This window comes from Streptomyces sp. NPDC050164 (assembly GCF_044459945.1).
GTDB lineage: Bacteria > Actinomycetota > Actinomycetes > Streptomycetales > Streptomycetaceae > Streptomyces > Streptomyces coeruleorubidus_A.
Map to the genome: position 1 here is coordinate 235,248 of NZ_JBITJK010000001.1, position 25,354 is coordinate 260,601.

A 25,354-nucleotide genomic window follows, 5' to 3' on the forward strand; every position below is an offset into this window, starting at 1 on the left:
ACAGGCTCCGGCGATACTGGTCTGATGAAGCTCAGCCGCCCCGTCTCCTGGTTCCTGCTCGCCTTCGGGGTGTGGAGCTGGGTCATCTGGATCACTTTCGTCAAGAACCTTGTCAAGGACAGCAGCGGGCTCGCCTTCGACGACGGTCATCCCACGGCGTACTTCTGGGTGCACTTGCTGCTCGCCGTCGTTTCCTTCGTATTGGGGACGGCCATCGGGGCCATCGGGTTGCGTGGTCTGCGCGCACTGCGCCGGACGTCATAACGGAAATCGGGAGACACGACACCGTGGCCATCGTCTTCGTGCTCGTCGCAACCCTCGTCCTGACCGTCATCGTGACGGCCAACTGGTACGTGTGGCGCCGCCTGTTCCGCGACACGACCCGCGGCCCGGGCCTGACCCGCCGCGCGGGCGCGGTCCTGATCGCCGGCGGCTGGACCCTCGCGATCACGGCCCTGGTCGCCGAACGCTCGGGCGCCCCCTTCTGGCTCCAGCAGGTCCTCGCCTGGCCGGGCTTCCTGTGGCTGGCCCTGTCGATATACCTGCTGCTGGCGGTGCTGGCGGGCGAGGTCGTACGGCCTGTGCTGCGGCGGTTCCTGGAACGGCGGGCGAGATCGACGACGGAGCCGGGCCCGCATCCCGACATGACAGCCGACCCGGAGGAGAACGGCATCGCGGGTGCGCCCGGGGACGCTTCCGCCGTCACGGCGGTGGTCGGCCCGCAGGGGGACGGCGGCGCGGGTGCGCCGGGTGCCGCGACGGCGGCCGCGGCGCAGGTGTGCCCGGGCGGAGCAGCGTCTGCTCCCGCGTCGACCGCCGGCCCGCGGGAGGATGGCGACGCGGGCGTGCCTGCCGGTACGCCGGCTGCCGCGGCGGCAGCGGCCTCGCAGGTGGGCCGGGGTGATGGAGTGGCCGGCGGCGCGGTGAGCGTCGGGCCGCCGGGGGAGGGCGGCGCGGGTGCGTCCGGGGTGGTAGCGGTGGCCGGGCCGCCGACGGACGGTGGCGTAGTCGCGCCCGCTTCCCTCGCGGCTGCCTCCTCTGCGGGCGCTCCCCACCCGCAGACCGACAACACCCCCGAGGGCTCGCCCCAGCCGCTCACCGCCCCCGCCCCCTCCGGGCCCTCCCGCCGCCTCTTCGTCTCCCGCATCGTCGCCGGGGCCGCCGCGGCCGCCGCTGTCGGGACCGTCGGGTACGGGACGTACGGCGTGCTGCGTGGGCCCAAGGTGAAGCGGGTCACCGTGCCGCTGGCCAAGCTGCCGCGCGCGGCGCACGGGTACCGGATCGCCGTGGTCAGTGACGTGCACCTCGGCCCGGTCCTGGGCCGCAGCTTCGCGCAGAAGGTCGTCGACACGATCAACGCGACCCAGCCCGACCTGATCGCGGTCGTCGGCGACCTGGTCGACGGCAGTGTGAAGGACCTGGGCCCCGCGGCGGCCCCGCTGGCCCAGCTGAGGGCCCGTCACGGGTCCTACTTCGTCACCGGGAACCACGAGTACTTCTCCGGCGCCGAGCAGTGGGTCGAGGAGGTCCGGCGCCTCGGCCTCGACCCCCTGGAGAACGCCCGCAGACAGCTGCCGCACTTCGACCTGGCCGGAGTCAACGACGTCACCGGCGAGGACGAGGGCCAGGGCCCCGACTACGCCCGGGCCCTCGGCGACCGCGACACCGCACGCGCCTGCGTGCTCCTCGCCCACCAGCCCGTGCAGATCCACGACGCCGTCGAGTACGGCGTGGACCTCCAGCTCTCCGGCCACACCCACGGCGGCCAGCTCTGGCCCGGCAACCTCCTTGCCGCCGCCGCCAACCCGACCGTCGCGGGCCTGGAGCGCTACGGCGACACCCAGCTCTACGTCTCACGCGGCGCGGGCGCCTGGGGCCCGCCCACCCGGGTGGGGGCACCGTCGGACATCACGCTGATCGAGCTGGCGTCGAAGCAGGCCTGACCCTGTGTGAGCGCTGTGAAACCAGACCGAAACGACCATCGGTAAGTTCTTTCCCAACTCGGCAGATCTCCCTTCCGCCAGGTCAAACACCTGTGATTGGGTGAGGCCGCCGCAAAAGGGTGTGGCACTGGCACAAGGGCCCAAGGGCCTCGGGAGGGCAAGGCCGATGCGATCGGTTCGCATGCGGATACTCGCGGGACTGCTCGTCCTGGCAGTCGTGGGGGTGGGAGCCTGGCAGCTCGTGCCGTCGAAGAAGGACGGCAGGACCATCACCGTCGGCACGACGGACGCCGTCACGTCCCTCGACCCGGCCGGCGCCTACGACGCCGGTTCCTGGGCGCTGTTCAGCAACGTCTTCCAGTCGCTGCTCACCTTCGCCCCGGGCGGCACCACACCCGTACCGGACGCGGCCAGGAGCTGCGCGTTCGCCGGCGGCGATCTGACCACGTACCGCTGCGAACTGCGCTCCGGCCTCACCTTCCCGAGCGGCCGGAAGATGACCGGTGAGGACGTGAAGTACTCCTTCGACCGGATCATGAAGATCAAGTCCCCGGTCGGCCCGGCGCCCCTGCTCGACACCCTCCGTTCCGTGGACGCAAACGGGCCGACCGTCACCTTCCACCTGTCCTCGCCCGACGCCACGTTCCCGTTCAAGGTGGCCACCGGCGCGGGCTCGATCGTCGACCACACCGCGTACCCGGCCGCCAAGCTGCGCACCGGCGACGGTGTCGACGGCACCGGCCCGTACACCCTCACCTCCTACACGAAGGACGACAAGGCGGTCCTCGCGCCCAACAGCCGCTACCAGGGCGCCGTCAAGGGCGGCGCGGACCGGCCCGTCGAACTGCGCTACTACGACACCCCCGACGCCCTGGACACCGCCTGGAAGCACAAGCAGGTCGAGGTCGCGACCCGCCAGCTGCCGCCCGACGTCCTCGCCGACCTGAACCCGAGCGACCCCACGCAGCGGGTCTTCGAGGCGGACGGCTCCGAGACCCGGAACCTGTACTTCAACACCCGCGCGGGCAAGCCCCTGCACGACCCGAAGGTCCGGCAGGCCATGGCCTGGCTGATCGACCGCGAGCGGCTGGCCGCCACCGTCTACGACGGCACCGTCGACCCGCTGTACTCGCTGATCCCGGCGGGTATCACCGGGCACACCGCCTCATTCTTCGACGACTACCCCAGCCCGGACCCGAAGAAGGCGCGGCAGTTGCTCACCCGGGCCGGCGTGACCTTGCCGGTCCGCTTCACCTACGGCTACGCCAAGGGCCGCGGCGCCGGTGCGCAGGAGGCCGCCGAGATCAAGCGGGAGCTGGAGGCGAGCGGCCTGTTCAAGGTCACCCTCCAGGGCTACGAGTGGACCGACTTCCAGAAGCGGTGGGCGAGCGGCAAACTCGACGCGTACGCCGTCGGCTGGGTCGCCGACTTCCCCGACCCGGACACCTTCGGAGCCGCGCTCGTCGGCACCGGCAGCGCCATGAACACCGGCTACAGCAGCAAGACCGTCGACCGGCTCATCCAGGACAGCCAGCGCTACGCCGACCGCGGCGAGGCCGACCGGGACTTCCGCTCGGTGCAGCAGACCGTCGCCAGGGACGTGCCGGTGCTGCCGCTGTGGCAGGCGAAGGAGTACGTCGTCACCACCGAGGACATCGGCGGCGGCCAGTACCTGTCGGACGGCACGGGCGTGTTCCGCCTCTGGAGCCTCGCCGGAATCTGACGCCGTGCTTCGGGCGCCGTGCTCAGGAGCCGGTGCGACGCGGTGCCGCCGGATCCGGGATCGCCCGCGTCATCCCCGGCAGGAAGTCCGTGAACAGCTCGTGCACCTCGCGCACGAGAGGCCGCAGCACCCGGAAGCGGGCCAGGGCGACGCCCCGCGCGGTGATCCGGGCACCGCGCTCGGCCAGCCGGTAGCTGCGCTCCCGTCCCTCCGTCCGGTCGAAGATCCAGTACAGGACGAGCCCCATCTGGGACAGCCACATCAACTCGGGCAGGATGTCCCGCAGTTCGTCGGGCACCTTGCTCTTCGTCGCCCCGGCCAGCACCTCCCGGTGGATGCTGATGGCCTCCTCGCGCGCGTGCTCCGACTCCGGGGAGAAGGGGCTGAGCGGGCTGTCCGGGTCGGCGGCGTTCTTGAAGAACTGCACCGCGAACTCGTGGTACGGCGCGGCGATGTCCAGCCACGCCCGCAGCACGCCCGCGAGCCGGGCCTCCAGATCGGTCTCCCGGTCCAGGATCTCCCGGACCGCCACCTGGTGCTCGGCGGCGATCCGGTCGTAGAAGCCCTGGATCAGGTGCTCCTTGCCCTCGAAGTAGTAGTACGCGTTCCCGACGGAGACCCCGGCCTCCTTGGCGATGGCCCGCATCGTCGTCTTGTCGTAGCCGCGCTCCTGGAACAGCCGCATGGCCGTCTCCAGGATCAGGGCGCGGGTCTGCTCGGACTTGGTCGGGGTGGCGCCGTCGTCGGGGCCGTCGTTCTTCGCGGGCACGGAAAGAGAGCCTAACGTCAGCGCTCCGGCACCCGGCGCGGGGCGCAGGTGCCGTCGGCGCAGCCCGGCGCGGTGTAGGACCAGCCGAGGTCCGGGTCGTACGCCCACCCGTCGCCCGCCGGTACACCCGGCCGCCCGCCGGTACACCCGGCCGCCCCACTGTGCCCCGCCCCGCTGCCCCCGGTTCCACTGCGCCCCGCGCCACTTGGCGGCGGCCGGCACCGCGCCCTTGGCGAGCCGGGCGCCGGACGGGGCGCTCAGCCGGAGAGCGAGCGGCCGGTGCTCGCGCAGCGCCCACAGGGTGACAGAAGATGAGGCGGACAGATCTGCACCAATGCCTGACCGCAAGGCCGAACACCCCGGCCCCTCAGAGCGCGCACCCCCCGATCCTCCGCGTGCTCAGCGCGATGTCGTCCATCCGGACGTCGTACGAGGAGGGGCTCGGGTCGGACTGGTACAACTGCCAGCCCAGCTTCAGCTTGTCGAACGTCGGGAAGGCGAACGGGTCCGCCGTACCGCCGTGCCGGTCGGTGGAGACGGTCAGGTCGGGCTGGGGCACGCCGTCGAAGTAGACCGTGACGCGGTTGTCGGTGGCGTCCAGGTGGAACTCGACGCACTGCCACCGGCCGGCCGTCGCCGGCGCGGAGGTCTTCCACGCGGTCCAGTCCCCGGTCGGTCCGAGGTCGGAGCCGACGCCGTAGAAGTTGCGCTTCTCCGTGGGCACGTACTGGCCGCCGAGCGGACGGACCAGGGTCGGGGAGTCCGGGCCGGAGGCCTCCGCCAGGGTCCAGTGCGCCCAGTCGGGGGCGGTCGGGAACGCGTCCACCCACAGCCGCATCCGGGCCCAGAAGCTGTTGCCGGGCGGGGCGAGGTGCGGGAACACCAGGAAGGCGCGGCCGTTGCCCTCGGTGTGGATGCGCAGTTCACGGCCGTGGCCGATGGAGGCGGGGGTGACGGTGAGCGTCCCGTCGGAGGTGTCCGAGGTCCAGTCGCGGCCTTCGGTGACCGGGCCGAGGGGGAGGCGGTCGAAGCTCTCCCGCGCGAGGACCGGGGAGGGTGTCGCCGAGGCTGTGGGGGATGCCGTGAGCAGCGCGGCCGTGGCCAGCAGCGCGGCGGCGGCCCTTCTGAGGTATGCCATGCGGGAAGTCTGGCCACGGGAGTCACACCCGTGACAGACACCGAGCCCCAAGTGGCTGGGCAAGTTCCGTTTCTGTCCGGATCGGGTCACCCGACCTTTTTCGCTTGGCCCGCTTTCAGGATCTCTGCAACGTCCAAGGTGACCTTGGCGCCGATGGAGTCGGGAAGGGTGACGATCTCGCCGGGGGCGTGAGGACGGTGGTTCTCGTAAGTGGTCCCACTGGGGTCGGTGAGGACGTGAAGGCGCTGGTGCTTGCGGTCGACGATGACGTAGACGGGCACCTTGGCCTCGGCGTAGGCGGCGACCTTGGTCTTGAGGTCGTCCTTCCAGTTCCCGGAGGTGACCTCCAGGACGAGACGGAAGCAGGCCGGGTCGTACGCGTTGTTCTCGACGAAGTGGTCGTCGATGTCGGCGTCCACCACCACGAGGTCGGGGATGGCGTAGTCCTCGGCGCCTGTGGGGAGCCAGAGCCCGACGTTCTGGAGTGTCTCGGTTTCGCCGCCGTGCAGGCCGGCTGCGATGAACGGGATCATGAGGCCGGTCAGGGCCCGAGCGTGGGGAGCATCCGGGGACGGGGTCACGAGGAGATGGCCTCCGATGATCTCGACGCGGTAGCCCGGATGGCGCTCCATGATCTCGTCGGCGATGGTCGTCAGGGTGACCGGCTCTTCGTGGTCGAAGGGCTGCTCGACGGAAGCTGCGGACATCAGGTGCCTCCTGGGGTCTGGTGTCGAGACCGTCATCGTAGGTCGGACGACGTCTGTGCGTCCTTCGCGGCCGCGTTCACCCGTTGGTGTGGCATATGCCCGAGGGCCCCGTTTCCAGCGGAAACAGGGCCCTCGACGTACTGCGGTCGGACCTCAGTAGCGGCGGGTGATCAGCGCTCGCTTCACCTCGGCGATCGCCTTCGTGACCTCGATGCCGCGCGGGCAGGCGTCCGTGCAGTTGAAGGTCGTGCGGCAGCGCCAGACGCCATCGCGGTCGTTGAGGACCTCCAGGCGCTGCTCGCCCGCCTCGTCACGCGAGTCGAAGATGAAGCGGTGGGCGTTGACGATGGCCGCCGGGCCGAAGTACTGGCCGTCGTTCCAGAAGACCGGGCACGACGTGGTGCAGGCCGCGCAGAGGATGCACTTCGTCGTGTCGTCGAAGCGCTCGCGGTCCTCGGCCGTCTGCAGACGCTCGCGCGTGGGCTCGTTCGTGTCCTTCGTGATGAGGAAGGGCATGACGTCCCGGTACGCCTGGAAGAACGGCTCCATGTCCACGACCAGGTCCTTCAGGACCGTAAGGCCCTTTATGGCCTCGACCGTGATCGGCTTCTCGGGGCTGATGTCCTTGATCAGCGTCTTGCAGGCAAGGCGGTTCTTGCCGTTGATCCGCATCGCGTCCGAGCCGCAGATGCCGTGGGCGCAGGAGCGGCGGAACGTGAGGGTGCCGTCGAGTTCCCACTTGATCTTGTGGAGGGCGTCGAGGACGCGCTCCTTCGGGTCGATCTCCAGCTGGAAGTCTTCCCAGCTGGCCTCCGCCGCGACCTCCGGGTTGAACCGGCGGATGCGGAAGGTGACCGTGATGTAGGGGGAGTCGGCGAAACCGGGCTCGGGCTTGCCGGCCGCGTCTTCCTTGTCCAGAACAGGGGTAGCCATCAGTACTTACGCTCCATCGGCTGGTAGCGGGTCTGGACGACCGGCTTGTAGTCGAGACGGACGGTTTCGGAGCCGTCGGCGCCGACCTCGCGGTACGCCATGGTGTGGCGCATGAAGTTGACGTCGTCGCGGTTCGGGTAGTCCTCGCGGTAGTGACCGCCGCGGGACTCCTTGCGGGCGAGTGCGGAGACCGCCATGACCTCGGCGAGGTCGAGCAGGTTGCCCAGCTCGATGGCCTCCAGCAGGTCCGTGTTGAACCGCTTGCCCTTGTCCTGGATCGACACGTTCTTGTAGCGCTCGCGCAGCTCCGCGATCTTCTCGACCGCCGTCTTGATCGTCTGCTCGGTGCGGAACACCATGACGTTGGCGTCCATGGTCTCCTGGAGCTCACGACGCAGCGTCGTCACGCGCTCGGTGCCGGTGGAGTCGCGCAGCATCTCCACCTGCTCGAGCACGAACTCGGCCGGGTTCTCCGGCAGCTCGACGAAGTCCGCCGTCTGGGAGTACTCGGCCGCGGCGATACCGGCCCGCTTGCCGAAGACGTTGATGTCCAGCAGCGAGTTCGTGCCGAGGCGGTTCGCGCCGTGCACCGACACGCAGGCGACCTCGCCGGCCGCGTACAGGCCCGGGACGACCGTGGTGTTGTCCGCCAGGACCTCACCCTCGACGTTCGTCGGGATGCCGCCCATCGCGTAGTGGGCCGTGGGCTGGATCGGGATCGGGTCCGTGTACGGCTCGATGCCGAGGTACGTACGGGCGAACTCCGTGATGTCGGGCAGCTTGGCGTCCAGTTGCTCCGGCGGGAGGTGGGTGAGGTCCAGGTAGACGTGGTCGCCCTCGGGGCCGCAGCCGCGGCCCTCGCGGATCTCCGTGTAGATGGAGCGCGAGACGACGTCACGCGAGGCGAGGTCCTTCATGACCGGCGCGTACTTCTCCATGAAGCGCTCGCCGTCCTTGTTGCGGAGGATGCCGCCCTCACCACGGGCGCCCTCCGTCAGCAGGATGCCCATGCGCCAGATGCCGGTCGGGTGGAACTGGAAGAACTCCATGTCCTCCAGCGGGATGCCCCGGCGGTAGACCGCCGCCTGGCCGTCACCCGTCAGCGTGTGCGCGTTCGACGTCACCTTGAAGAACTTGCCGCAGCCGCCGGACGCGTAGATCACGGCCTTCGCCTGGAAGATGTGGATCTCGCCGGTGGCGAGCTCGTACGCCACCACACCGGCCGACCTCTTGACGCCGTCGACCTCGGTGATCAGCTGGTCCAGGACGTAGAACTCGTTGAAGAACTCCACGCCCTCCTTGACGCAGTTCTGGTACAGCGTCTGGAGGATCATGTGGCCGGTGCGGTCGGCCGCGTAGCAGGAGCGGCGGACCGGGGCCTCGCCGTGGTTGCGGCTGTGACCGCCGAAGCGGCGCTGGTCGATCGTGCCGTTCGGGGTGCGGTTGAACGGCAGGCCCATCTTCTCCAGGTCGAGGACCGAGTCGATGGCCTCCTTCGCCAGGATCTCGGCGGCGTCCTGGTCGACCAGGTAGTCACCGCCCTTGACCGTGTCGAAGGTGTGCCACTCCCAGTTGTCCTCCTCCACGTTGGCCAGCGCGGCGGCCATGCCGCCCTGCGCGGCGCCCGTGTGGGAGCGGGTGGGGTAGAGCTTGGTGAGCACGGCGGTGCGGCTGCGCTTCGTCGACTCGATGGCGGCGCGCATACCGGCGCCACCGGCGCCGACGATGACGGTGTCGTACTTGTGGATCTTCATGATTCTCGCAGCCCCGTGCCTAGCGGATGTTCGGGTCGAAGGTGAAGATCACCAGCGTGCCCAGCAGGATGGTGAACACCGTGGCGGTGTAGAGCAGGCCCTTGAGCCATAGCCGGGTGTTCGCGCGCTCCGCGTAGTCGTTGATGACCGTGCGCAGGCCGTTGGCGCCGTGCAGCATCGCGAGCCACAGCATCAGCAGGTCCCAGACCTGCCAGAAGGGGCTCGCCCAGCGGCCCGCCACGAAGGCGAAGCCGATCTTGGAGACACCGCCGTCCAGCACGAGCTGGATCAGCAGGTGGCCGAGGACCAGCACGACCAGCACCACGCCCGACAGGCGCATGAACAGCCAGGCGGCCAGCTCGAAGTTGCCCCGGGTGGTCTTCGGGGTCTTCTTGGTGCGCTTGCGCGGGGCCTCGATGAAGGGGGCCGGGTTGTCGACGGTGTAGACGGCGCCGCCCTCGACGGGGCCGACGCCCGCAGCGGTCTTGTCAGTCGTGGACATTGGCGTCAGCTCCCGAACAGTTCACGAGCGGCGTGGCCGAGGACGGGGTAGATCGCCCCGAGCATCAGCACGACCCACAGGGCGACGACGGTCCAGAGCATCTGCTTCTGGTAGCGGGCGCCCTTGATCCAGAAGTCGACGGCGATGACGCGCAGACCGTTGAGCGCGTGGAAGAGGATGGCGGCGACGAGGCCGTACTCCAGCAGCGCGACGATCGGCGTCTTGTACGTGGCCACGACGGTGTCGTAGGCCTCGGGCGACACACGGACGAGTGCGGTGTCCAGCACGTGAACGAACAGGAAGAAGAAAATGAGGACGCCGGTGACTCGGTGAGCCACCCAGGACCACATTCCTTCCCGGCCGCGGTACAGCGTTCCAGCCGGCACGGAAGTTTCCTCCGGGAGCGGGGATTGGGGCCGCGCCGGCTTGGTGTGTCGGTCGGGCCCGGCCGGGTACGGTCCACCGGCCCCCAGCATCGTAGCGATGCGCTGCCGCTGGACTGAGCCGGGGTCTGGCTGTGTGATCAAACTGGCATGCGTACGGGCTAGGCTCCGGCGGCTTCTGGGGTGGGGTGTCCTGTTATCGGCCGGGTGCGGGTTCGTTGTGGTTGGTCGCGCCCACGCGGCGGTAGCCGCATATCGATTACAGCCCCGCGCCCCTGAGGATGCCAACCAACCGCTCCCTCGCCAGGCGGCGCAGTTCGTCGGCCACCACCATCCGCTCTTCCTCTGGATCGTTGGTCAATCGTGACCGGATGCCCTCGAGGATGTGGTCGAGGCATTCACCCTGCGGCACGCCCTCCAGACAAATGACGAACACATGTCCGAAGCGGGCCTCGTAGGCGGCGTGAGCTGCGCTGAGGGCCGTGTGGGCCGCGGAGTAGGTGTCCGGCGGGAGGGGCGGCAGGGACTCGGCTGCCAGGGCCTCGGTCAGGTCGGGCCAGGTCAGGTCGTAGGCCGCCTCGTCCGCCGCGGCCAGCAGGGAGTTCAGGTCCGGGTAGGGGCGGTGTTCCGCGACGCGCCGCGACCAGCGGGGGCTGCGCAGGCAGGACAGGAGCGTCTGCTCCAGGGCCTCGGCGGAGGCTGCGTTGAAGTGCTCCACCGGTATGGCGAGTCGGCCGGGGAGGTCTGGGAGACGGTGCGCAGGCAGCGTGTGTCCTCGTGGGCGTCACGTGTGTCGGCAGGGCAATGTTGTGAGAGATGTGACGTCACGCTATCGAGTACGACCATGACGTGTCCGACGGATGCCCGAATTTCACCCGGGAGAGAGAGATTCGGAACGCGTGGTGGACGCGCGCGGGACGGGGTCGGGTCTTAGGTTGGCGGGTGTGAGTCAGCACAGGCGCCGGGGTTCGGCGAAGCAGGTGAAGCAGCGGCAGCAGCGGCAGGTGCTGGTCGTGGCCATGGCCATCGCCCTGGTCGTGGTCGCGGCCGGGGTGAGTCTGGGGCTCTGGGCGGCCTCGGGCGACGGCGGAGCCATCGGGCCGGAGGCCAGATCCTCCCAGGGCCGGACCGCGGCCGCCCCGCACGGCACCTCGCCGGAGGACGCCCCGAGTCCGAGCCGCTCGTACGCCCTGTCCAAGGCGCCGCAGACCATCCCCGCCGTGCGCGAGCACACCGCGGCGCGCGGCCCGGGCTGGCGTCCCGCGAGCGGGAACCGCGTCGTCGTGGACGACCCGGCGCTGGCCGACGAGGGCCGGCTGATCGCCGGCGAGCTGGGGCTGACGTACGAGGGCGAGAAGGACGACCGGCGCGCCGGGGACCTACGGCTGACGCTGAACGAGGACAAGGGCGCGAACCCCGAGTCGTACGTCATGAATGTGCGCGGCGGGCGGGTGGAGATCAGCGGGCCCGCCGACGCGGGCGTCTTCCACGGCACCCGCACCCTCAAGCAGGAGGTGCACGACGGCGGCACGGCGCCCGAGGGCGTGGTGCGGGACGAGCCGGCCAAGGCACAGCGCGGGTTCATGCTGGACATCGCGCGCAAGAACTTCACGGCCGACTGGATCGAGGACCGGATCCGGGAGCTGGGCGATCTGAAGTTCAACCAGCTCGGCCTGCACTTCTCCGACGACCAGGGCTTCCGGATCGAGTCCACATCGCACCCCGAGATCGTGTCCCGGCAGCATCTGACCAAGGCGCAGGTCCGGAAGATCGTCGACCTCGCCGAGAGCCGGCACATCACGGTCGTGCCCGAGATCGACTCGCCCGGGCACCTCGGCGCGGTCATCGACGCCCACCCCGACCTCCAGCTGCGCACCGCGCAGGGCTCGGCGGTGCAAGGGGCCATCGACATCTCCAAGAGCGAGAGCGCCGACATCGTCGACGATCTGCTGAACGAGTACGCGGACCTGTTCCCGGGCCGGCCGTGGCACCTCGGCGGCGACGAGTACCAGGCACTGGTGCGCTCCGACCCGGAGGCGTCGTTCCCGCAGCTGGCCGCAGCCGCGCGGGAGAAGTACGGCTCCGGCGCGACGGTCGCCGACCTGACCACCGGCTGGCTCAACGACCGGGCCGACACCGTCCGCGCCCACCAGCGCACCCCGCGCGCGTGGAACGACGGCTTCTTCCGCGGCACCTCCGTCAAGGCCGCCGAGGACATCCAGGTCGCCTACTGGACGGGCAAGGAGATCGGCGCCCGGCAGCCGGCGGAGTACCTGGCCGAGGGCCGCAAGGTGATCAACTACAACGACGAGTTCCTGTACTACGTGCTCGGCCAGCCGCAGACCTTCGTCTATCCGACGGGGCAGCGGATCTACGAACAGTGGACGCCGCGGGTGCTGCGCGGCACCACGGCCGTGCCGGAGCGCTACGACGGGCAGATCCTCGGCGGGTCCTTCGCCGTCTGGTGCGACCTCGCGAACTCGCAGACGCAAGACCAGGTGGCGGCCGGGATCCGGATGCCGCTGCGGGCGACCGTCCAGAAGCTGTGGGATCCCGACAGGCCCGAGCTGTCCTGGGCGGAGTTCCGGGCGCTTGCGGACAGGCTCGGCTGACCACGCACGAATTGGCCCGTACGGCTGCGAACCGCCGTACGGGTGTGGTGGTCTTCGGGGACGAGCCGAAACGAATATGCCGGGGGGAACCGGAGCATGGGGTACTGGGGGTACTTCGTCGTGGGCCGTGGGGAGCGGCCGCTGGCGGAGCTGGACGCGCTGGCGGGGACGACGGAGGCGATGGTGCGGCGCACCTCGGCGCCGGGCGGGTGGCAGGTCTGGGAGTACCCGAGCAGCGACGGCGACGTCGGGAACATGAACGCCCTCGCCCGGGAGACCGGGGCGCCCGCGCTCTTCGGGTACGTCATGAACAGCGAGTGCGTGGTGCTGGAGGCCGCGGCACCGGAGAGCGGGACGTGGACGACCTGCCTCGCCCGGGCCGCCACGGCCGGGTACCTGGGGGCCGGCCGGGAGGGCCTCACGCTGGAGGACTACTTCCTCGAACCTCGCGACGCCGCCGAGCGTGCCGTCCGCTGGGCCGCCGAGGCCGGGCACGAAGTGAACGCCGACGCGCTGGTGGACGTACTCACTTCGGACCCCGATCCCCTGGCCGAAAACCTCTTCTTCCGCTTCCTCGACCGGCTGGGCGTGGTGTCCCTGTGACGTTCCGGGCCCGTTGCACGCAGTAAGGGGAAGTGCGGGTTCCGTGAGGGGTGAGGGCTGGAAGCGGCCTGGTAGGGCCCCGGACAAGGCCCGCGGAGGGAGACGTGGATGAGCCTGGTGGAGTTGATCGCGCAGGCCGACGAACGCGGGCTGGCCGCGAGCGGGCTGGCTTGTCTGGATCGCTGCGTGCCCCTGCTGGGCGGCGACGACGAGACCCTGCGGCCGCTGTGGGCGAGCCTCGCCGACGGAGCCGGCGCCGACGACTGGACCGAGCGGCTGGAGCAGACGCGCGTGAAGCTGGACGGCGCAGGCACCGAGGACGAGGCGGTCGTGCTCGCCCACCGGATGCTCCAGGCCGCCCCCGCCGAGCGGTTCGCCGCCGAGGTGCGGGTGTGGGCCGACGCCTGCTCCGTCGCCTCCCTCCAGATCCACCGGCTCCTCGACACCGCCGAGGACGAGGCGTCCTCGGTCGACTCCCGCCGCAAGGGGCGGACTCAGGGCATGTCCCCGCTCGTCGCCGCGGAACTGCGCCGCCAGATCACCGTCCTGGAGGTCATGGCCGGCCACGGCCCGGCCGGGCTGCGGCGGGCGGTGGAGGTGTCGACCGAGGGGCGGCGGGTGCTGCGCGCGGTCGTCTCGCGTCGGAGCCGGCAACAGGGCTGAGAACCGGGCCACCGGGCCTGCGACCGGCCTAAACCCGCTTCCTGGGAGAGTCCTGTGACTGTCGTAAGGCCGAGGTGGGGTGGTCCTGCACCGCTTCGGCGAAGTCGCCGATTCCGTGTGACGAAACGCCACGCCGCAGCGCTATCCGGGATGTGACGACTCAAGCGGAAACCAGGCCCTCGGCTGCGGCGAAGCCGCTGCGGTGGGCGGCGGACACGGTGGCGACCATGCGCGAGGGAGCACGGCTGAACCTCGACTACTCGGCACAGAGTCTGTGGAGCATCGACCGGATGATCGAGGGGATACGGCGGGAGGGAGCGCCGTACGCCGCCGTGCGGGAGGTGCTGCGCGGTTTCGGGGCCTACGCCGGTGAGGTGATGGCGCGTCAGGCCGGGGCCGAGTGGTGGGCGACGGGCGGCGACCACTGGATCCGCACCCCCGACGGACGCCTCTGGGACCCGATCGACGAGGCCCGCCGCTGTTACGCCGGGCACGGCTCGCTTCGCCTGCTGTGCCGGGACGCGACGAGCGCCGCGCCCCGGCGGTAGCGTCAGCGCGCGAGCACCGCCGTGACGTCATCGGTTCCGGGTTCGGTCTGCTCCGGGGCCGGCCCCTGGGGCGTGGCGGCCTTCCCGGCGAGGGTGCGGATCGCGGGCAGGTCGTCGTAGAGGTTCTGGCCGGGGCACTCGGTCGGGTAGCCGTCGCGGTGGCCGGAGATGCGGTGCAGCGTGGCCTGCTGGCCCGCCTCGTACTTGCCGTTGTCGGCACCGGCGGTCAGCACCACCGTCCCGGTCGGGTCGAAGCCGTACAGGCCGAGCTTCCAGGCCGCGACCTTGGCGACCGACTCGCGCACGGCGGTGTTCGCGGTCGTCGTGTTGTAGTCGCCGAGCACCGAGATGCTGCTGGTGCGGGCGTTGAAGCCGTAGGTGTGCGCGCCGCGGACGGGCTTGTCGATGCCGCCCGCACGGCCCTCGAAGACCGTGCCGCACTTGTCGACGAGGAAGTGGTAGCCGATGTCGTTCCAGCCGTTGCTCCGCACGTGGTAGAGGAACACGCCGCGCACGATCGCCGCCGACTCGGCGCAGGTGTAGTCGTTGGTGCCCGCCGTGTGGTGGACGAACATCGCCTGGGTGCCGGTGGTGTAGGTGGGCGGGTCCTGCACCAGGGACTCGTCGGCGCCCCAGGCGGAACGTGAGGTGACGGCGGGACGTTCGGCGTCGGGCCCACCGGCGGCCGGCCCGACGACGCCCGGTTCGACGACGTCCGGTTCGACGAAACCCGGTTCGACGACCGTGGTGTGCGCGGCGTCCGACCCGCCGTCCGCGTCGACCAGCTCGACGCGCAGCCCCTCGGGCAGCCGCGCGCCCGACACCCGCACCTGGACGCCGTCCGAGGGCCCGGTCCACAGCGGCTGGGTGCCGCCGCGGACCCCGGCGCGGTGGCGGTCGGGGCCGGTCTCGGGCGTCCGGACGCCGGTGTCGAGTGCGCGCCACGCGCTCCATTGGCCGCTCTCGCGGGAGCGGGTGCGCACGTGCGCGGTGCCGTCCAGGGCCGCGTCCGGGTCGTCCCAGGTGACACCGATCATGCTGAACGGCTCGGTGGTGCGCGGGGCGAGGGACCGCTCGCGCGGGTCACCGTCCGGCACCCGGACGGTGTGTACGCCGTCGGAGGAGGAGGCCCGGGCGGGCTGGTTGAGGCCGAGCGCGCCGGCGGCCAGGGCGGTGGCGACGGCGGTGTGCAGCAGGAGGCGTGTCATTCGCGGCTCGATTCGGGTCCTCTGGGGGTGATGGGATGCGGTGATCGTCATCGTCATTCCCCCCTGTGGAGCTGTCCGTTCGGTCTGCCGGAGAAATCCGGCAAACGGCGGAGGAGCGGCGCAGGACCGGCAGGGGCCCCGTGCGGTGCACGGGGCCCCTGTATGTCGTCACCTCGGCGGGCGAGTTGTCACGGCGTCAGCGTCTGGCCCAGGTAGGCGTCCGTCGGGGTGCCCAGCGTGGACTTGCTGAAGATGACGGAGTCGGCGTAGCCGAGGCCGGTGCTGTTGCTCGGCAGGTGCAGCAGGATGCCGTCGCCCCCGTCCTCGCCGTCGGCGCCGAAGGTGAGGTCCGCCCGGCCGAAGCCGGAAAGGTCCGTCAGCGACACCGAAGAACCGAAGCGGTCGCCGGTCTCCGTGGAACCCGGGACGCCGGAGGTGTCCTGCGAGATCCCGACCGAGCCCGAGCCGGTCAGACCGGACGCGGTGCCCTTGACGAGGATGGCGTTGCCCGCGTCGGCGCGGTTGGCGCCGTCCCGGGTCAGGTCCTCGCCCGGGGCGCCCGCGAGGGCGTCCGCGTAGCCGTCGGCGTTGTAGTCGCCGACCGAGACGGAACTGCCGAGGGCGTCACCGGACTCGTTGCCGCCCGGGACGTACGCCGTGTCCTGGTGGATCACGGTCATGCCGGTGGTCGTGAAGCCCGTGGACGTGCCGGGGACCATGGTGATCTGGCCGCCGGACTTGCCGCCCGACTCGGACGCGACCGGCTGGCCGATCACGATGTCGTCGTAGCCGTTGCCGTTGACGTCACCGGCCGCGAGGGAGCGGCCGCCCTTGACGGAGATGACGCCCACCTTGGCCAGACCGGTCGCCGAGCCCGCGAAGCGGACCACGCGGCCGATGCCGCCGGTGTCGCGGTAGTTCAGGGCGATGTCCGCGTAGCCGTCCCGGTTGAAGTCGCCGGTCGCGGCGTCGAGGTAGGAGACGGCGCCCGTGGCCGTGGTGAGCGTGCCGTACTTGGTGGCGCCGCCGGTCAGCCGGGCGTTCCAGTTGCCGCCCTTGCCGGTGCCGGCGGAGAAGACGTCCGCCTTGCCGTCGCCGTTGAAGTCGCCGACGGCGACCGTGGAGCCGAGCTTGGCGCCCGTCGAGGTGACCCCTGACGTGGTGTAGGAGAAGCCGGTGTCGAGGGCGGGGCCGTACACCACCGTGACCGAGCCGCGGTCGGCGTGGCCGCTGGTGTCGTCCTCGCCGGGGGCGCCGATCGCGAGGTCGGCGTAGCCGTCGCCGTTGACGTCGCCCCACGCGCTGGACGTGCCGAAGCCGTCACCGGACTCGTGGGAGCCGGGGACGCCGGGGCTGTTCTGGGTGAGCGTCACCTTGGCGGCGGTGACCGGGCCGTCGATACCGCCCGGGACGACGGTGACGGTGCCGCCGCCGCTCAGGGCCTTCGGCGTGCCCGCGACCAGGTCGGTGACGCCGTCCCGGTTGTAGTCGGAGGTGGCGAGGGCGTGCGAGATGCCCGGGGTCCTGGCGATCTGGGCGATCCGGGAGAGCTGGGAGTAGAGGTTCGCGCCGGGGCAGGCGGTGGCGTTGGTGTCGCGGTGGCCGAAGACCCTCGGCAGGGTGATCGAGGTGCCCTTGGCGACCTTGTTGCCGTCCTGGCCGGCCGCGCTGCCGGAGGTGAGCGTCACCTTGCCGGTCGGGTCGATGCCGTACATGCCGAACTTCCAGGCCACGAGCCGGGAGATCGCGTCGAGCGCGGCGCGGCTCGGGCGGGCCTTCTCGAAGTTGCCGACGTACGAGATGCCGACGGTGTCGGTGTTGAAGCCGACGTCGTGCGCGCCGGTGACCGGCAGGTCCATGCCGCCGCTGCGGCCCTCGAAGATCTGGCCGCACTTGTCGACGACGAAGTTGTAGCCGATGTCGTAGTAGCCGCGCGCGAAGTGCTCCTGCTGGATGGAGCGCATCCGGGCCCGTGACTGGGCGCAGGAGAGGGTGTTGTCGCTGTCCATGCCGGTGTGGTGGACGACGGCGGCCTTGATCTCGGTGCCGTAGGCCGGTGTGCCGTCGTAGTCCGTGGAGGCGCCCCACTCGGCCTGCGTGATGATCGGCGGCTTGACGACCGTGGAGGGGCGGGGCGCGGGGACCGTGGGGGTCGGGGAGGGGGAGGCCGTCGGGGACGGGGAGGCGGGCGTGGACGGGGACGCCGTGTCGCCGGGGGTGCCGGTCGGCGTGACCGTCTCGGTGGGGGTGACCGTCTCGGCCGGGGGCTGGGTGGGGTCCGTCGGGTCCGTCGTCGGCGGGGCGGGGGTCGTCGGCTCGGGCGTCGGGGAGGCGGTCTCCTCGGCGTAGGCCGCGGGCCGGATGCCGCCCTTCGGGTCGGTGCCCGGATCGAGGAGCTTCACGTCCATGCCGGCGGGCTGGCCGCCGGCCTCCGTGCCGTCCGCGTTCACGACACGCACCTCGACGCCGTCCGCGTCGCCGGTCCACAGGGACTCGGTGCCGCCGCGCAGCGCGGCCCGCTCGCCCTCCGCGCCGTCGGCCTGGCCCGGTTCGGCCGACAGCTTCTGCCAGCCGGACCAGCGCCGGCTCTCCAGATCCCTGGTCCGCACCTGAGCCGTGCCCCGGACCGGGGCGTCGGGGTCGTCCCAGGTCACCAGCACCGCGCTGAACCGGTCCGTGTCCTGCTTGGCCAGGCCCTTGCGCCCGGAGCCCTTGTCCTTGAGCTTCACGGTCTGGACGGCCGGCTTGCGGCTCTGGGACGCGCCGTCGGACCGGCCGGGCGGATCGGCCACCGCGTACGTGACGACCCCCGCTCCGCTCAGGACGACCGCGCCGATGGTCAGCCACGCCCGTCTTTTCAGACTGAGCGGTTTGTACGCACGTGTGCTGCGAGGACTCAACTACCCCACCCCTAGAACTGGATACATTCGCACCTGGCGTCACACAGGTGCCACTCGCTCAGCGCATATCTGTGGCCAAACGTCACCCGGTTGTGCCCCTGCCGCGTGCTCGCGGTACCGACCGGTGCATGCCGTACGGCACGGGAACCTGCCGCCTGCTGTGACATTTCTTCGCGGCACGGCGCTGATCATCGTGGAGGACGTGGCATGGACGCGTTCCCCGCGGTGCGGGCGCACCGGGCAGGGCACTCCGGGCATCCGGGATGTTCCGCCGGGAGCGGATCGCCGGCGAACTCGGTACGGACGAGGACGGTTCTTGGGCCACGGAGGGGAACCCCGGCGCGCGCAGGCGCGCGACGGGGAACTGGGCGCGGCCGTCGAGCGGGCTCAGAGCGGTGACGAGGCGGCCTTCGCGGTCGCCTACCGGATCGTGCAGCCCGGACTGCTCGGCTATCTGCGCGGACTGGTCGGGGAGGACGCGGAGGACGTGGCCTCCGAGGCCTGGCTGGAGATCGCCCGGGACCTGGGGCGGTTCAAGGGCGACGGGGCCGGGTTCCGGGGCTGGACGGCGACCATCGCCCGGCACCGGGCGCTGGACCATCTGCGCCGCCGGCGCGTACGGCCGAGGTCGTCCGCGCTGGAGCAGGACGTCCTGGACCTGCCCGGGCCGCACAGCACCCACGACCAGGCGCTGGAGGCCATGTCCACCGAGCAGGCCCTGCGGCTGGTCAGCGGCCTGCCGCAGGACCAGGCCGAGGCCGTGCTGCTCCGCGTCGTGGTGGGGCTGGACGGACCCGCCGCCGCCCGCATCCTGGGCAAGCGGCCCGGGGCCGTACGGACAGCCGCGTACCGGGGCCTGAAACGCCTCGCCACCCGGCTGGGCGCGGAAGGTGTGACGGATGAGGCTCCCAGGACGCTGGGGGAGTCGAATGAACGATGACGTCGGGCCGGGCGGAACTCCCGGGTCCGGTGCCCTGAACGGGGCGGATGAGCGAGACGTATGGATCGGTCCCGGAACGCCGGGCCGGTCGGCCGGGTCGGCCGAGTCGTACGGACACGGCGGACACCGCGGGACGTGTGGATCGAGCAGGGACGGAACAGAACATGGGTGAACATCAAAGCGACGGCGGGTTTCCGGGCCGCCGGCGTGTGCACCCTGGGGGTTCCGCGTACGGTCACCGGGCGGCGCGGGATGCCGACGGCCGGCTGACCGGCCCTCACGGAGCCGGCCTCGACAGCCCGGGCTTCGGCTCCCGCCGCGTCCTGGACGAGGCAGAGCTGGAGGCCCTGCTCGTGGCCGCCCTCATCCGGGACCGGATCGACGCCGAGGCCGAGCAGCGGGCCGTGGCCGCGTTCCTGGCCGCCCGGGGAGCCGGCGCCCATCGCGCCCGCACCCGCCGCCGGGACGACTGGCGGCCCAAGGAGCGGCGGCATCCGGGGCGTTCGCTGAAGGCCACGCTCTCCGTGCTGCTCGCCAGTCTCACGCTGGGCGGGGTCGCGGTCGCGGCGATCGGCTCGGTGGGCTCCACGGACGGCGCCGACGACCGCGGTCGCCCGCCCGCCCCCACGCGCTCTTCCGGTTCCTCGGCGGACGGGCCCACCGGCACCGCACCCGGTTCCGTGACCGGCTCCCCGTCCGCGCGTCCGGACCGCCCCGCCCCCTCCCGGGACACCGAGGCCCGCTGCCGCGCCTATGAGCAGGTCGACGGCCGGGGCTCTGCCATGGACGCGACGGACTGGAAGCGCCTCGTCGAGGCCGCGGGCGGTGAGAGGAACGTCACGGCGTACTGCGCCAGGCGACTGGCCGAGGCCGGGGCGAAGCCCGGCAGCACCGTCAAGCCGGAGAAGAGTGCGAGCGCCCCCGGATCCGCGGGCGTCGACAACCGCTCGGGCAACGCGGACAACGGCGCCGGCAACGCGGACGACGGATCGGGTGCCGCGCAGAGTGGCGGGGACGGCGCTGCCGACGGTGCCTCGTCCGGGGACAAGGGCAGGCCCGCCCAGCCCAACGACCGCCGTCCGTAGCAGAATTCGGCAACAGGAGCCAGAGAGCCACGTGTCCACGCCCGGCTGCACCGGCCAGGTGCCAGACCGCACCGTCAGGGTGCCTGGCCGCATCTCCAGGATTCCGGTGGGTCCCGCCTTGGCAACGGCCGGGGCCGCCACCCCCCACAGGAGAGGCCCCGGCCGTCGCGCGGCACGGGCCGCGCGGCGGCCCGTACTACCTACAGCGCCTCGGGTGCATTTTCTGTCACACCTCACCGTGTCACGGCTTAGTTGCATCCTGGGCGGACATGGACGGGGAGTGGTTTCAGGTCGTAACGTGCCATTCGCGCCAACGCGGAGGCACCAAGACCACCGCAACCACCTGCGGTCCTGCTACCGCAACCACCTGCGGTCTTGATAACCGCAACCATCAATTGAGGAACCACGACGGCGAGAACCCGGTCCGCGAAAGCGGCGCCGGCTCAGGCGCAGAAAGGCGCGCGGTGCTGGGGGACGACGCGGAGCTGACCGCCGCGGTGCGCGCGGCACAGGACGGAGACGAAACCGCGTTCCGGACTGTGTACCGAGCCGTGCACCCGCGGCTGCTCGGGTATGTACGGACGCTGGTCGGCGACCCCGACGCCGAGGACGTGACGTCCGAGGCCTGGTTGCAGATCGCCCGGGACCTGGAGCGGTTCACCGGCGACGCGGACCGCTTCCGCGGCTGGGCCGCCCGTATCGCCCGCAACCGTGCGTTGGACCACATACGCATGCGCGGACGCCGCCCCGCGATCGGCGGCGACGAGACGGAACTGACCGGCCGGGCCGCCGAGTCCGACACCGCGGACGAGGCCATCGAGGCGCTCGCCACCGACGGCACGTTCTCCCTGATCTCCCGGCTGCCGCAGGACCAGGCCGAGGCGGTCGTGCTCCGGGTGGTCGTGGGGCTCGACGCGAAGACCGCCGCCGAGACCCTCGGCAAGAGACCGGGCGCCGTCCGTACCGCGGCCCACCGCGGCCTGAAGCGGCTCGCCGAACTGCTCGGCGACGATCCGGAGGCCGATCCGGAATCGGCCGGGGTGCTCGACGCCCTGCCTCCCCAGCGAGAACCGCGCGGCGGTGCCATGGCGTCCGCACGTGTGACGCACAGCGTCGCGCGGACGCAGAAGGATGTGTGATGGCCGACGAGCAGTACTGGTGGCTTGACCGCGAAACGGCGGAGCGTTTGCTGAGCGGAGAGCCACTCGAAGCTGTCGACGGCGCCGCGCCGGGCGAGGCCGAACGACTCGCCGCAGCGCTCCGCGCACTGTCCGCCTCACCCCCGCCGACCAGCGAGGAACTCCCCGGTGAGGCCGCGGCGATGGCCGCCTTCCGCACGGCGCGCGCGGAACGCGCCGACACCCGAGCGGCCCCTGCGGCCGACGGCGGACAGGCCGGCACCGAGGTCGCCGACGCCGGGCTGGTCCGGATCGGAACCCCGCGCGGCAGCGGCTCCGGCGACGTCCGGCGGCCTCGCCGGGTCCGTCCCGCGCGGCTCGCCCTGGCCGCCGTGCTGGCCGTCGGCATGGCCGGCGGTGCCGCCCTCGTGGCCGGAACCGGAGCCCTCAGAGCACCGCTCGGCAACGACGAGCCCCACCCCGGCTCCACGGTCTCGGCCGCGGTCACTCCGCCCGAGCGCCCGCTGGTGTCGCCCGCGCCGAGCGACTCGGTGCAGGGCGGGGGCACGCCGGACGACGACCCGAGCGGCGGCTCGACCGGCGGCGCCGATGACCCCGGACGGGATGTGGCACGCGACGACCCGTCCCCGAACCCCGGCTCGGGCGACCGGGGAGACCACCCCGGCGACAGCCGCAGGGACATCGCTTCCGCCTGCCGCGACCTGCGCGACGGCAAGCGGCTGGACGCCGACCGCAGGCGCGCCCTGCGGGACGCGGCGGACGGCTCCCCGGTCTGGAAGTACTGCAAGGGCGTCCTGTCCGGGGCCGGCGGCCGCTCGGGCGAGCGGCAGGACGAGGACACGGACCGGCGCGAGAGCGAGGACAGGTCCGGGAAGCAGGAACGTGAGCGGGACGAGGCCGAGAAGAAGGCCGAGCGGAAGGCCGGGGAGCGGGCCGAGAGGCGGGACGGCGACGACGACCACGCGGACCGCGGCCGGTCCACGCGCTCTCTCGCACCCCTGCGACCTGCGGTTTCGCACTCCGGGAAAATCTCCTCGCCGAGGGTGTGACGTTTTCGGCCGCCCCGGCGCAGTAATGAGTGAGCCGACTGGTCATCGGCCGTCGCACTGAGCCGGGGTTCCCCCCGTACCTACGGCTCGTGCACCTGAGCGCGGGCGGGACACGTTCCCCCGGTCCCGCCCGCGCCCCACTTCCCCTTCCGCGTCCTCACCAGGACACGACGACCTTGTCGCCGTCGCGGACCCGCGCGTACAGCTGCGCGATCGCCCCCTCGTCCCGTACGTTGACGCAGCCGTGCGAGGCGCCCGCGTAGCCCCGGGCCGCGAAGTCGGGGGAGTAGTGCACGGCCTGGCCGCCGCTGAAGAACATCGCGTAGGGCATGGGCGAGTCGTAGAGCGTCGACACATGGTCGCGGGACTTCCAGTAGACGGAGAACACACCCTCCCGGGTCGGTGTGCCGCGGGAGCCGAAGCGGACCGCCATCGTCGACACGGTCCGGCCGTCGATCATCCAGCGCAGCGTCCTGCTGGTCTTGTCGATGCACAGCACCCGCCCGGTCGTGCAGCGCGGATCGGGCGGATCGGCCGGCTGGCCGCCCATGAGGTACAGCTCCCAGGTGCCCGGCTCGCGGGTCATCCGCTGCAGCCGCTGCCAGGTGACGGTGTCGGTCCGCCCGGTGCGCGGCAGCCCCCGCTTGCCCTGGAAGCCGCTGACCGCCCGCTCCGTCGACTCGTCGTACGTCCCGGTCGGCCCGTCGAAGAGCCAGGCGACCTGCCGCAGCCGGGCCTGGAGCTCGCGGACGTCCCGGCCGGCGTGACCGCGGGACCACAGCACGCGGGGCGGGACGGGAGCGGCGCTCGGCTTGTCGTCGCCGGGCGGGGCGGCGGAAGCGGTGCCCGGTCCGTCGCCGTCGGGGCTGCGGGCCGGGGGCGGGGTGTCGCCGGGTAACTCGATGTGCACCGGTGAGCGGCGCTTCCCGTCGCCGTCGGGGGCCTGCACGCTGCAGCCGGCCAGTACGGCCGCCCCGGCGACTGCCACTGCGATCGCTGCTCTGCCCATGCCCGTGGTACGCACGCGGCCCTCCGTCGTCTCACCGGTGTGCCCGGATGTCACCTGAGATGTTCCCCGGAGGTGACCCGTCGCGAACCAGGGGGCATGGTGGTGAGCGAGGTCCCTACAGTCCGTCCTGCGGGAGGCATCAGACCATGACGCGCGAGTCGGAGTCGGGACTGCCCATCGAACCGGTCTACGGGCCGGACGACCTGCGGGACTGGGACCCGGCACAGAAGCTGGGGGAGCCGGGGGCGTACCCCTTCGCCCGTGGCGTGTACCCGACCATGTACACCGGCCGGCCCTGGACGATGCGCCAATATGCGGGCTTCGGCACGGCCGCCGAGTCCAACGCCCGTTACCGGCAGCTGATCGCCCACGGCACGACGGGCCTGTCGGTCGCCTTCGACCTGCCCACCCAGATGGGCCACGACTCCGACGCCCCGCTCGCGCACGGCGAGGTCGGCAAGGTGGGCGTCGCCATCGACTCCATCGACGACATGAGGGTGCTGTTCGGCGGCATCCCGCTGGACCAGGTCTCGACGTCGATGACGATCAACGCCCCCGCGGCCCTGCTGCTGCTCCTCTACCAACTGGTCGCGCAGGAGCAGGGCGTCAGCGCCGAACGGCTCACCGGCACGATCCAGAACGACGTGCTGAAGGAGTACATCGCCCGCGGCACGTACATCTTCCCGCCGAAGCCCTCGCTGCGCCTGACCGCCGACATCTTCAAGTACTGCCAGGCCGAGATCCCGAAGTGGAACACGATCTCGATCTCCGGCTACCACATGGCCGAGGCGGGCGCGAGCCCGGTGCAGGAGATCGCCTTCACCCTCGCCGACGGCATCGAGTACGTCCGCACGGCGGTGGCGGCCGGCATGGACGTCGACGACTTCGCGCCCCGCCTGTCCTTCTTCTTCGTCGCCCGTACGACGCTCCTGGAGGAGGTCGCCAAGTTCCGCGCCGCGCGCCGGATCTGGGCGCGGGTGATGAAGGAGGAGTTCGGCGCCAAGAACCCCAAGTCGCTGATGCTGCGCTTCCACACGCAGACGGCGGGTGTCCAGCTGACGGCCCAGCAGCCGGAGGTGAACCTGGTCCGCGTCTCGGTCCAGGCCCTGGCCGCGGTCCTGGGCGGCACCCAGTCCCTGCACACCAACTCCTTCGACGAGGCGATCGCGCTGCCCACGGACAAGTCCGCGCGCCTTGCCCTGCGCACCCAGCAGGTCCTCGCCCACGAGACGGACGTGACGGCGACCGTCGACCCCTTCGCGGGCTCCTATGTCGTCGAGAAGATGACGGACGACGTCGAGGCCGCGGCCGTCGAGCTGATGGCCAGGGTGGAGGAGCTGGGCGGCGCGGTCGACGCCATCGAGCGCGGCTTCCAGAAGAACGAGATCGAGCGCAGCGCCTACCGCATCGCCCAGCAGACCGACTCCGGCGAGCGGGTCGTGGTCGGCGTCAACCGCTTCCAGCTCGACGAGGAGGAGCCGTACGAGCCCCTGCGCGTCGACCCCGCCATCGAGGCCCGGCAGGCCGAACGCCTCGCCAGGCTCCGCGCGCAACGCGACCAGCCGGCGGTGGACACGGCCCTGGCCGCCCTGAAGAAGACCGCGGAGGGCGAGGACAACGTCCTGTACCCGATGAAGGACGCCCTGCGCGCCCGTGCCACGGTCGGCGAGGTGTGCAACGCCCTGCGGGAGGTGTGGGGGGCGTACGTTCCGGCCGACGCGTTCTAGCGCGCGAGTCTCTGCGAGA

Annotated in this window: 23 protein-coding genes and 1 pseudogene; 12 read left to right on the top strand and 12 right to left on the bottom strand. The window is 71.5% G+C overall.

The features are described 5' to 3' along the window. Positions 1–24: 24 nt before the first annotated feature. The 3 genes from ACIBNA_RS01130 (at position 25) to ACIBNA_RS01140 (ending at position 3,666) form a co-directional block, all read left to right on the top strand. Positions 25–264, top strand: coding sequence for an SCO4848 family membrane protein (locus tag ACIBNA_RS01130; protein WP_010047056.1), 240 nt, complete (start codon positions 25–27; stop codon positions 262–264). A 23-nt stretch (positions 265–287) separates the two neighbouring features. Beyond that, entirely contained in the window at positions 288–1,943 is a 1,656-nt protein-coding gene (locus tag ACIBNA_RS01135; RefSeq protein WP_399163190.1) for a metallophosphoesterase, read from the top strand. A gap of 181 nt (positions 1,944–2,124) precedes the next feature. Beyond that, positions 2,125–3,666, top strand: coding sequence for an ABC transporter substrate-binding protein (locus ACIBNA_RS01140; protein ID WP_399163191.1), 1,542 nt, complete (start codon positions 2,125–2,127; stop codon positions 3,664–3,666). A gap of 22 nt (positions 3,667–3,688) precedes the next feature. On the opposite strand, the gene ACIBNA_RS01145 is transcribed toward ACIBNA_RS01140, so the two are convergent. The 9 genes and pseudogenes from ACIBNA_RS01145 to ACIBNA_RS01185 all read right to left on the bottom strand — a co-directional run bounded on the left by ACIBNA_RS01145 (position 3,689) and on the right by ACIBNA_RS01185 (position 10,570). Then, entirely contained in the window at positions 3,689–4,435 is a 747-nt protein-coding gene (locus tag ACIBNA_RS01145; protein ID WP_399163192.1) for a TetR/AcrR family transcriptional regulator, read from the bottom strand. A 17-nt stretch (positions 4,436–4,452) separates the two neighbouring features. Continuing rightward, a pseudogene (locus ACIBNA_RS01150) lies at positions 4,453–4,756 on the bottom strand (hypothetical protein); the annotation flags it as partial. Positions 4,757–4,802: 46 nt separating this feature from the next. Beyond that, positions 4,803–5,573: a hypothetical protein gene (locus ACIBNA_RS01155; RefSeq protein ID WP_399163193.1), complete on the bottom strand. Its 771-nt coding sequence runs from the start codon at positions 5,571–5,573 to the stop codon at positions 4,803–4,805. Positions 5,574–5,659: 86 nt separating this feature from the next. Continuing rightward, a complete protein-coding gene (locus ACIBNA_RS01160; RefSeq protein ID WP_399163194.1) occupies positions 5,660–6,280 on the bottom strand; it encodes a Uma2 family endonuclease in 621 nt (206 codons plus the stop codon). A gap of 153 nt (positions 6,281–6,433) precedes the next feature. Continuing rightward, positions 6,434–7,213 (bottom strand): succinate dehydrogenase iron-sulfur subunit, encoded by a 780-nt coding sequence (locus ACIBNA_RS01165; protein ID WP_399163195.1) that lies wholly within the window; start codon positions 7,211–7,213, stop codon positions 6,434–6,436. Beyond that, positions 7,213–8,967, bottom strand: coding sequence for a succinate dehydrogenase flavoprotein subunit (gene sdhA / locus ACIBNA_RS01170; protein WP_399163196.1), 1,755 nt, complete (start codon positions 8,965–8,967; stop codon positions 7,213–7,215). The genes ACIBNA_RS01165 and sdhA overlap by 1 nt, the downstream gene beginning before the upstream one ends. Before the next feature lie 19 nt (positions 8,968–8,986). Beyond that, complete coding sequence (locus ACIBNA_RS01175) at positions 8,987–9,469, bottom strand: succinate dehydrogenase hydrophobic membrane anchor subunit (RefSeq protein WP_328342715.1); 483 nt, start codon at positions 9,467–9,469, stop codon at positions 8,987–8,989. Between the two features lie 5 nt (positions 9,470–9,474). Further along, positions 9,475–9,855, bottom strand: a complete 381-nt coding sequence (sdhC, locus tag ACIBNA_RS01180) for a succinate dehydrogenase, cytochrome b556 subunit (protein ID WP_031107855.1) — start codon at positions 9,853–9,855, stop codon at positions 9,475–9,477. Positions 9,856–10,111: 256 nt separating this feature from the next. After that, the gene (locus ACIBNA_RS01185) at positions 10,112–10,570 is read right to left on the bottom strand and encodes a 2-oxo-4-hydroxy-4-carboxy-5-ureidoimidazoline decarboxylase (protein ID WP_399163197.1); all 459 of its coding nucleotides are present in this window, start codon (positions 10,568–10,570) and stop codon (positions 10,112–10,114) included. A gap of 301 nt (positions 10,571–10,871) precedes the next feature. On the opposite strand from ACIBNA_RS01185, the gene ACIBNA_RS01190 reads away from it, so the two are divergent. From ACIBNA_RS01190 to ACIBNA_RS01205, 4 genes are all read left to right on the top strand, one after another. After that, positions 10,872–12,464 carry a family 20 glycosylhydrolase gene (locus ACIBNA_RS01190; protein ID WP_399163483.1) on the top strand — a complete coding sequence of 531 codons (1,593 nt, stop codon included), beginning with the start codon at positions 10,872–10,874 and terminating at the stop codon, positions 12,462–12,464. Between the two features lie 96 nt (positions 12,465–12,560). After that, positions 12,561–13,067: a hypothetical protein gene (locus ACIBNA_RS01195; RefSeq protein ID WP_399163198.1), complete on the top strand. Its 507-nt coding sequence runs from the start codon at positions 12,561–12,563 to the stop codon at positions 13,065–13,067. A 108-nt stretch (positions 13,068–13,175) separates the two neighbouring features. Further along, the gene (locus tag ACIBNA_RS01200; RefSeq protein WP_399163199.1) at positions 13,176–13,730 is read left to right on the top strand and encodes a hypothetical protein; all 555 of its coding nucleotides are present in this window, start codon (positions 13,176–13,178) and stop codon (positions 13,728–13,730) included. Between the two features lie 152 nt (positions 13,731–13,882). Then, complete coding sequence (locus ACIBNA_RS01205) at positions 13,883–14,278, top strand: hypothetical protein (RefSeq protein WP_399163200.1); 396 nt, start codon at positions 13,883–13,885, stop codon at positions 14,276–14,278. Between the two features lie 2 nt (positions 14,279–14,280). On the opposite strand, the gene ACIBNA_RS01210 is transcribed toward ACIBNA_RS01205, so the two are convergent. Further along, complete coding sequence (locus ACIBNA_RS01210) at positions 14,281–15,486, bottom strand: peptidoglycan recognition protein (RefSeq protein WP_399163201.1); 1,206 nt, start codon at positions 15,484–15,486, stop codon at positions 14,281–14,283. A 188-nt stretch (positions 15,487–15,674) separates the two neighbouring features. Beyond that, the gene (locus ACIBNA_RS01215; protein WP_399163202.1) at positions 15,675–18,386 is read right to left on the bottom strand and encodes an N-acetylmuramoyl-L-alanine amidase; all 2,712 of its coding nucleotides are present in this window, start codon (positions 18,384–18,386) and stop codon (positions 15,675–15,677) included. 316 nt (positions 18,387–18,702) lie between these two features. Between ACIBNA_RS01215 and ACIBNA_RS01220 the strand changes: the two genes are divergently transcribed. The 4 genes from ACIBNA_RS01220 (at position 18,703) to ACIBNA_RS01235 (ending at position 22,599) form a co-directional block, all read left to right on the top strand. Continuing rightward, positions 18,703–19,326 (top strand): RNA polymerase sigma factor, encoded by a 624-nt coding sequence (locus ACIBNA_RS01220; RefSeq protein ID WP_399163203.1) that lies wholly within the window; start codon positions 18,703–18,705, stop codon positions 19,324–19,326. 164 nt (positions 19,327–19,490) lie between these two features. Further along, positions 19,491–20,411, top strand: coding sequence for a hypothetical protein (locus ACIBNA_RS01225; RefSeq protein WP_399163204.1), 921 nt, complete (start codon positions 19,491–19,493; stop codon positions 20,409–20,411). 464 nt (positions 20,412–20,875) lie between these two features. After that, complete coding sequence (locus ACIBNA_RS01230) at positions 20,876–21,550, top strand: RNA polymerase sigma factor (RefSeq protein ID WP_086561247.1); 675 nt, start codon at positions 20,876–20,878, stop codon at positions 21,548–21,550. Then, positions 21,550–22,599 (top strand): hypothetical protein, encoded by a 1,050-nt coding sequence (locus ACIBNA_RS01235; RefSeq protein ID WP_399163205.1) that lies wholly within the window; start codon positions 21,550–21,552, stop codon positions 22,597–22,599. Before ACIBNA_RS01230 ends, ACIBNA_RS01235 begins: the two co-directional genes overlap by 1 nt. Positions 22,600–22,756: 157 nt before the next feature. Here ACIBNA_RS01235 and ACIBNA_RS01240 read toward each other — a convergent pair whose 3' ends face one another. Next, positions 22,757–23,608 (bottom strand): L,D-transpeptidase family protein, encoded by an 852-nt coding sequence (locus ACIBNA_RS01240; protein ID WP_399163484.1) that lies wholly within the window; start codon positions 23,606–23,608, stop codon positions 22,757–22,759. Positions 23,609–23,754: 146 nt separating this feature from the next. Here ACIBNA_RS01240 and ACIBNA_RS01245 point away from each other — a divergent pair, with 146 nt between their 5' ends. Then, the gene (locus tag ACIBNA_RS01245; RefSeq protein ID WP_399163206.1) at positions 23,755–25,335 is read left to right on the top strand and encodes a methylmalonyl-CoA mutase; all 1,581 of its coding nucleotides are present in this window, start codon (positions 23,755–23,757) and stop codon (positions 25,333–25,335) included. The last annotated feature ends 19 nt before the right edge of the window (positions 25,336–25,354 follow it).

Excerpts from the sequence above, each read along its gene's own strand:
- ACIBNA_RS01130 (WP_010047056.1), top strand. The coding sequence starts at position 25 with ATGAAGCTCAGCCGCCCCGTCTCCTGGTTCCTGCTCGCCTTCGGGGTG.
- ACIBNA_RS01140 (WP_399163191.1), top strand. The coding sequence starts at position 2,125 with ATGCGGATACTCGCGGGACTGCTCGTCCTGGCAGTCGTGGGGGTGGGA.
- ACIBNA_RS01155 (WP_399163193.1), bottom strand. The coding sequence starts at position 5,573 with ATGGCATACCTCAGAAGGGCCGCCGCCGCGCTGCTGGCCACGGCCGCG.
- ACIBNA_RS01160 (WP_399163194.1), bottom strand. The coding sequence starts at position 6,280 with ATGTCCGCAGCTTCCGTCGAGCAGCCCTTCGACCACGAAGAGCCGGTC.
- ACIBNA_RS01165 (WP_399163195.1), bottom strand. The coding sequence starts at position 7,213 with ATGGCTACCCCTGTTCTGGACAAGGAAGACGCGGCCGGCAAGCCCGAG.
- sdhA (WP_399163196.1), bottom strand. The coding sequence starts at position 8,967 with ATGAAGATCCACAAGTACGACACCGTCATCGTCGGCGCCGGTGGCGCC.
- ACIBNA_RS01175 (WP_328342715.1), bottom strand. The coding sequence starts at position 9,469 with ATGTCCACGACTGACAAGACCGCTGCGGGCGTCGGCCCCGTCGAGGGC.
- ACIBNA_RS01190 (WP_399163483.1), top strand. The coding sequence starts at position 10,872 with ATGGCCATCGCCCTGGTCGTGGTCGCGGCCGGGGTGAGTCTGGGGCTC.
- ACIBNA_RS01195 (WP_399163198.1), top strand. The coding sequence starts at position 12,561 with ATGGGGTACTGGGGGTACTTCGTCGTGGGCCGTGGGGAGCGGCCGCTG.
- ACIBNA_RS01200 (WP_399163199.1), top strand. The coding sequence starts at position 13,176 with ATGAGCCTGGTGGAGTTGATCGCGCAGGCCGACGAACGCGGGCTGGCC.
- ACIBNA_RS01210 (WP_399163201.1), bottom strand. The coding sequence starts at position 15,486 with ATGACACGCCTCCTGCTGCACACCGCCGTCGCCACCGCCCTGGCCGCC.
- ACIBNA_RS01225 (WP_399163204.1), top strand. The coding sequence starts at position 19,491 with ATGGGTGAACATCAAAGCGACGGCGGGTTTCCGGGCCGCCGGCGTGTG.
- ACIBNA_RS01235 (WP_399163205.1), top strand. The coding sequence starts at position 21,550 with ATGGCCGACGAGCAGTACTGGTGGCTTGACCGCGAAACGGCGGAGCGT.
- ACIBNA_RS01240 (WP_399163484.1), bottom strand. The coding sequence starts at position 23,608 with ATGGGCAGAGCAGCGATCGCAGTGGCAGTCGCCGGGGCGGCCGTACTG.
- ACIBNA_RS01245 (WP_399163206.1), top strand. The coding sequence starts at position 23,755 with ATGACGCGCGAGTCGGAGTCGGGACTGCCCATCGAACCGGTCTACGGG.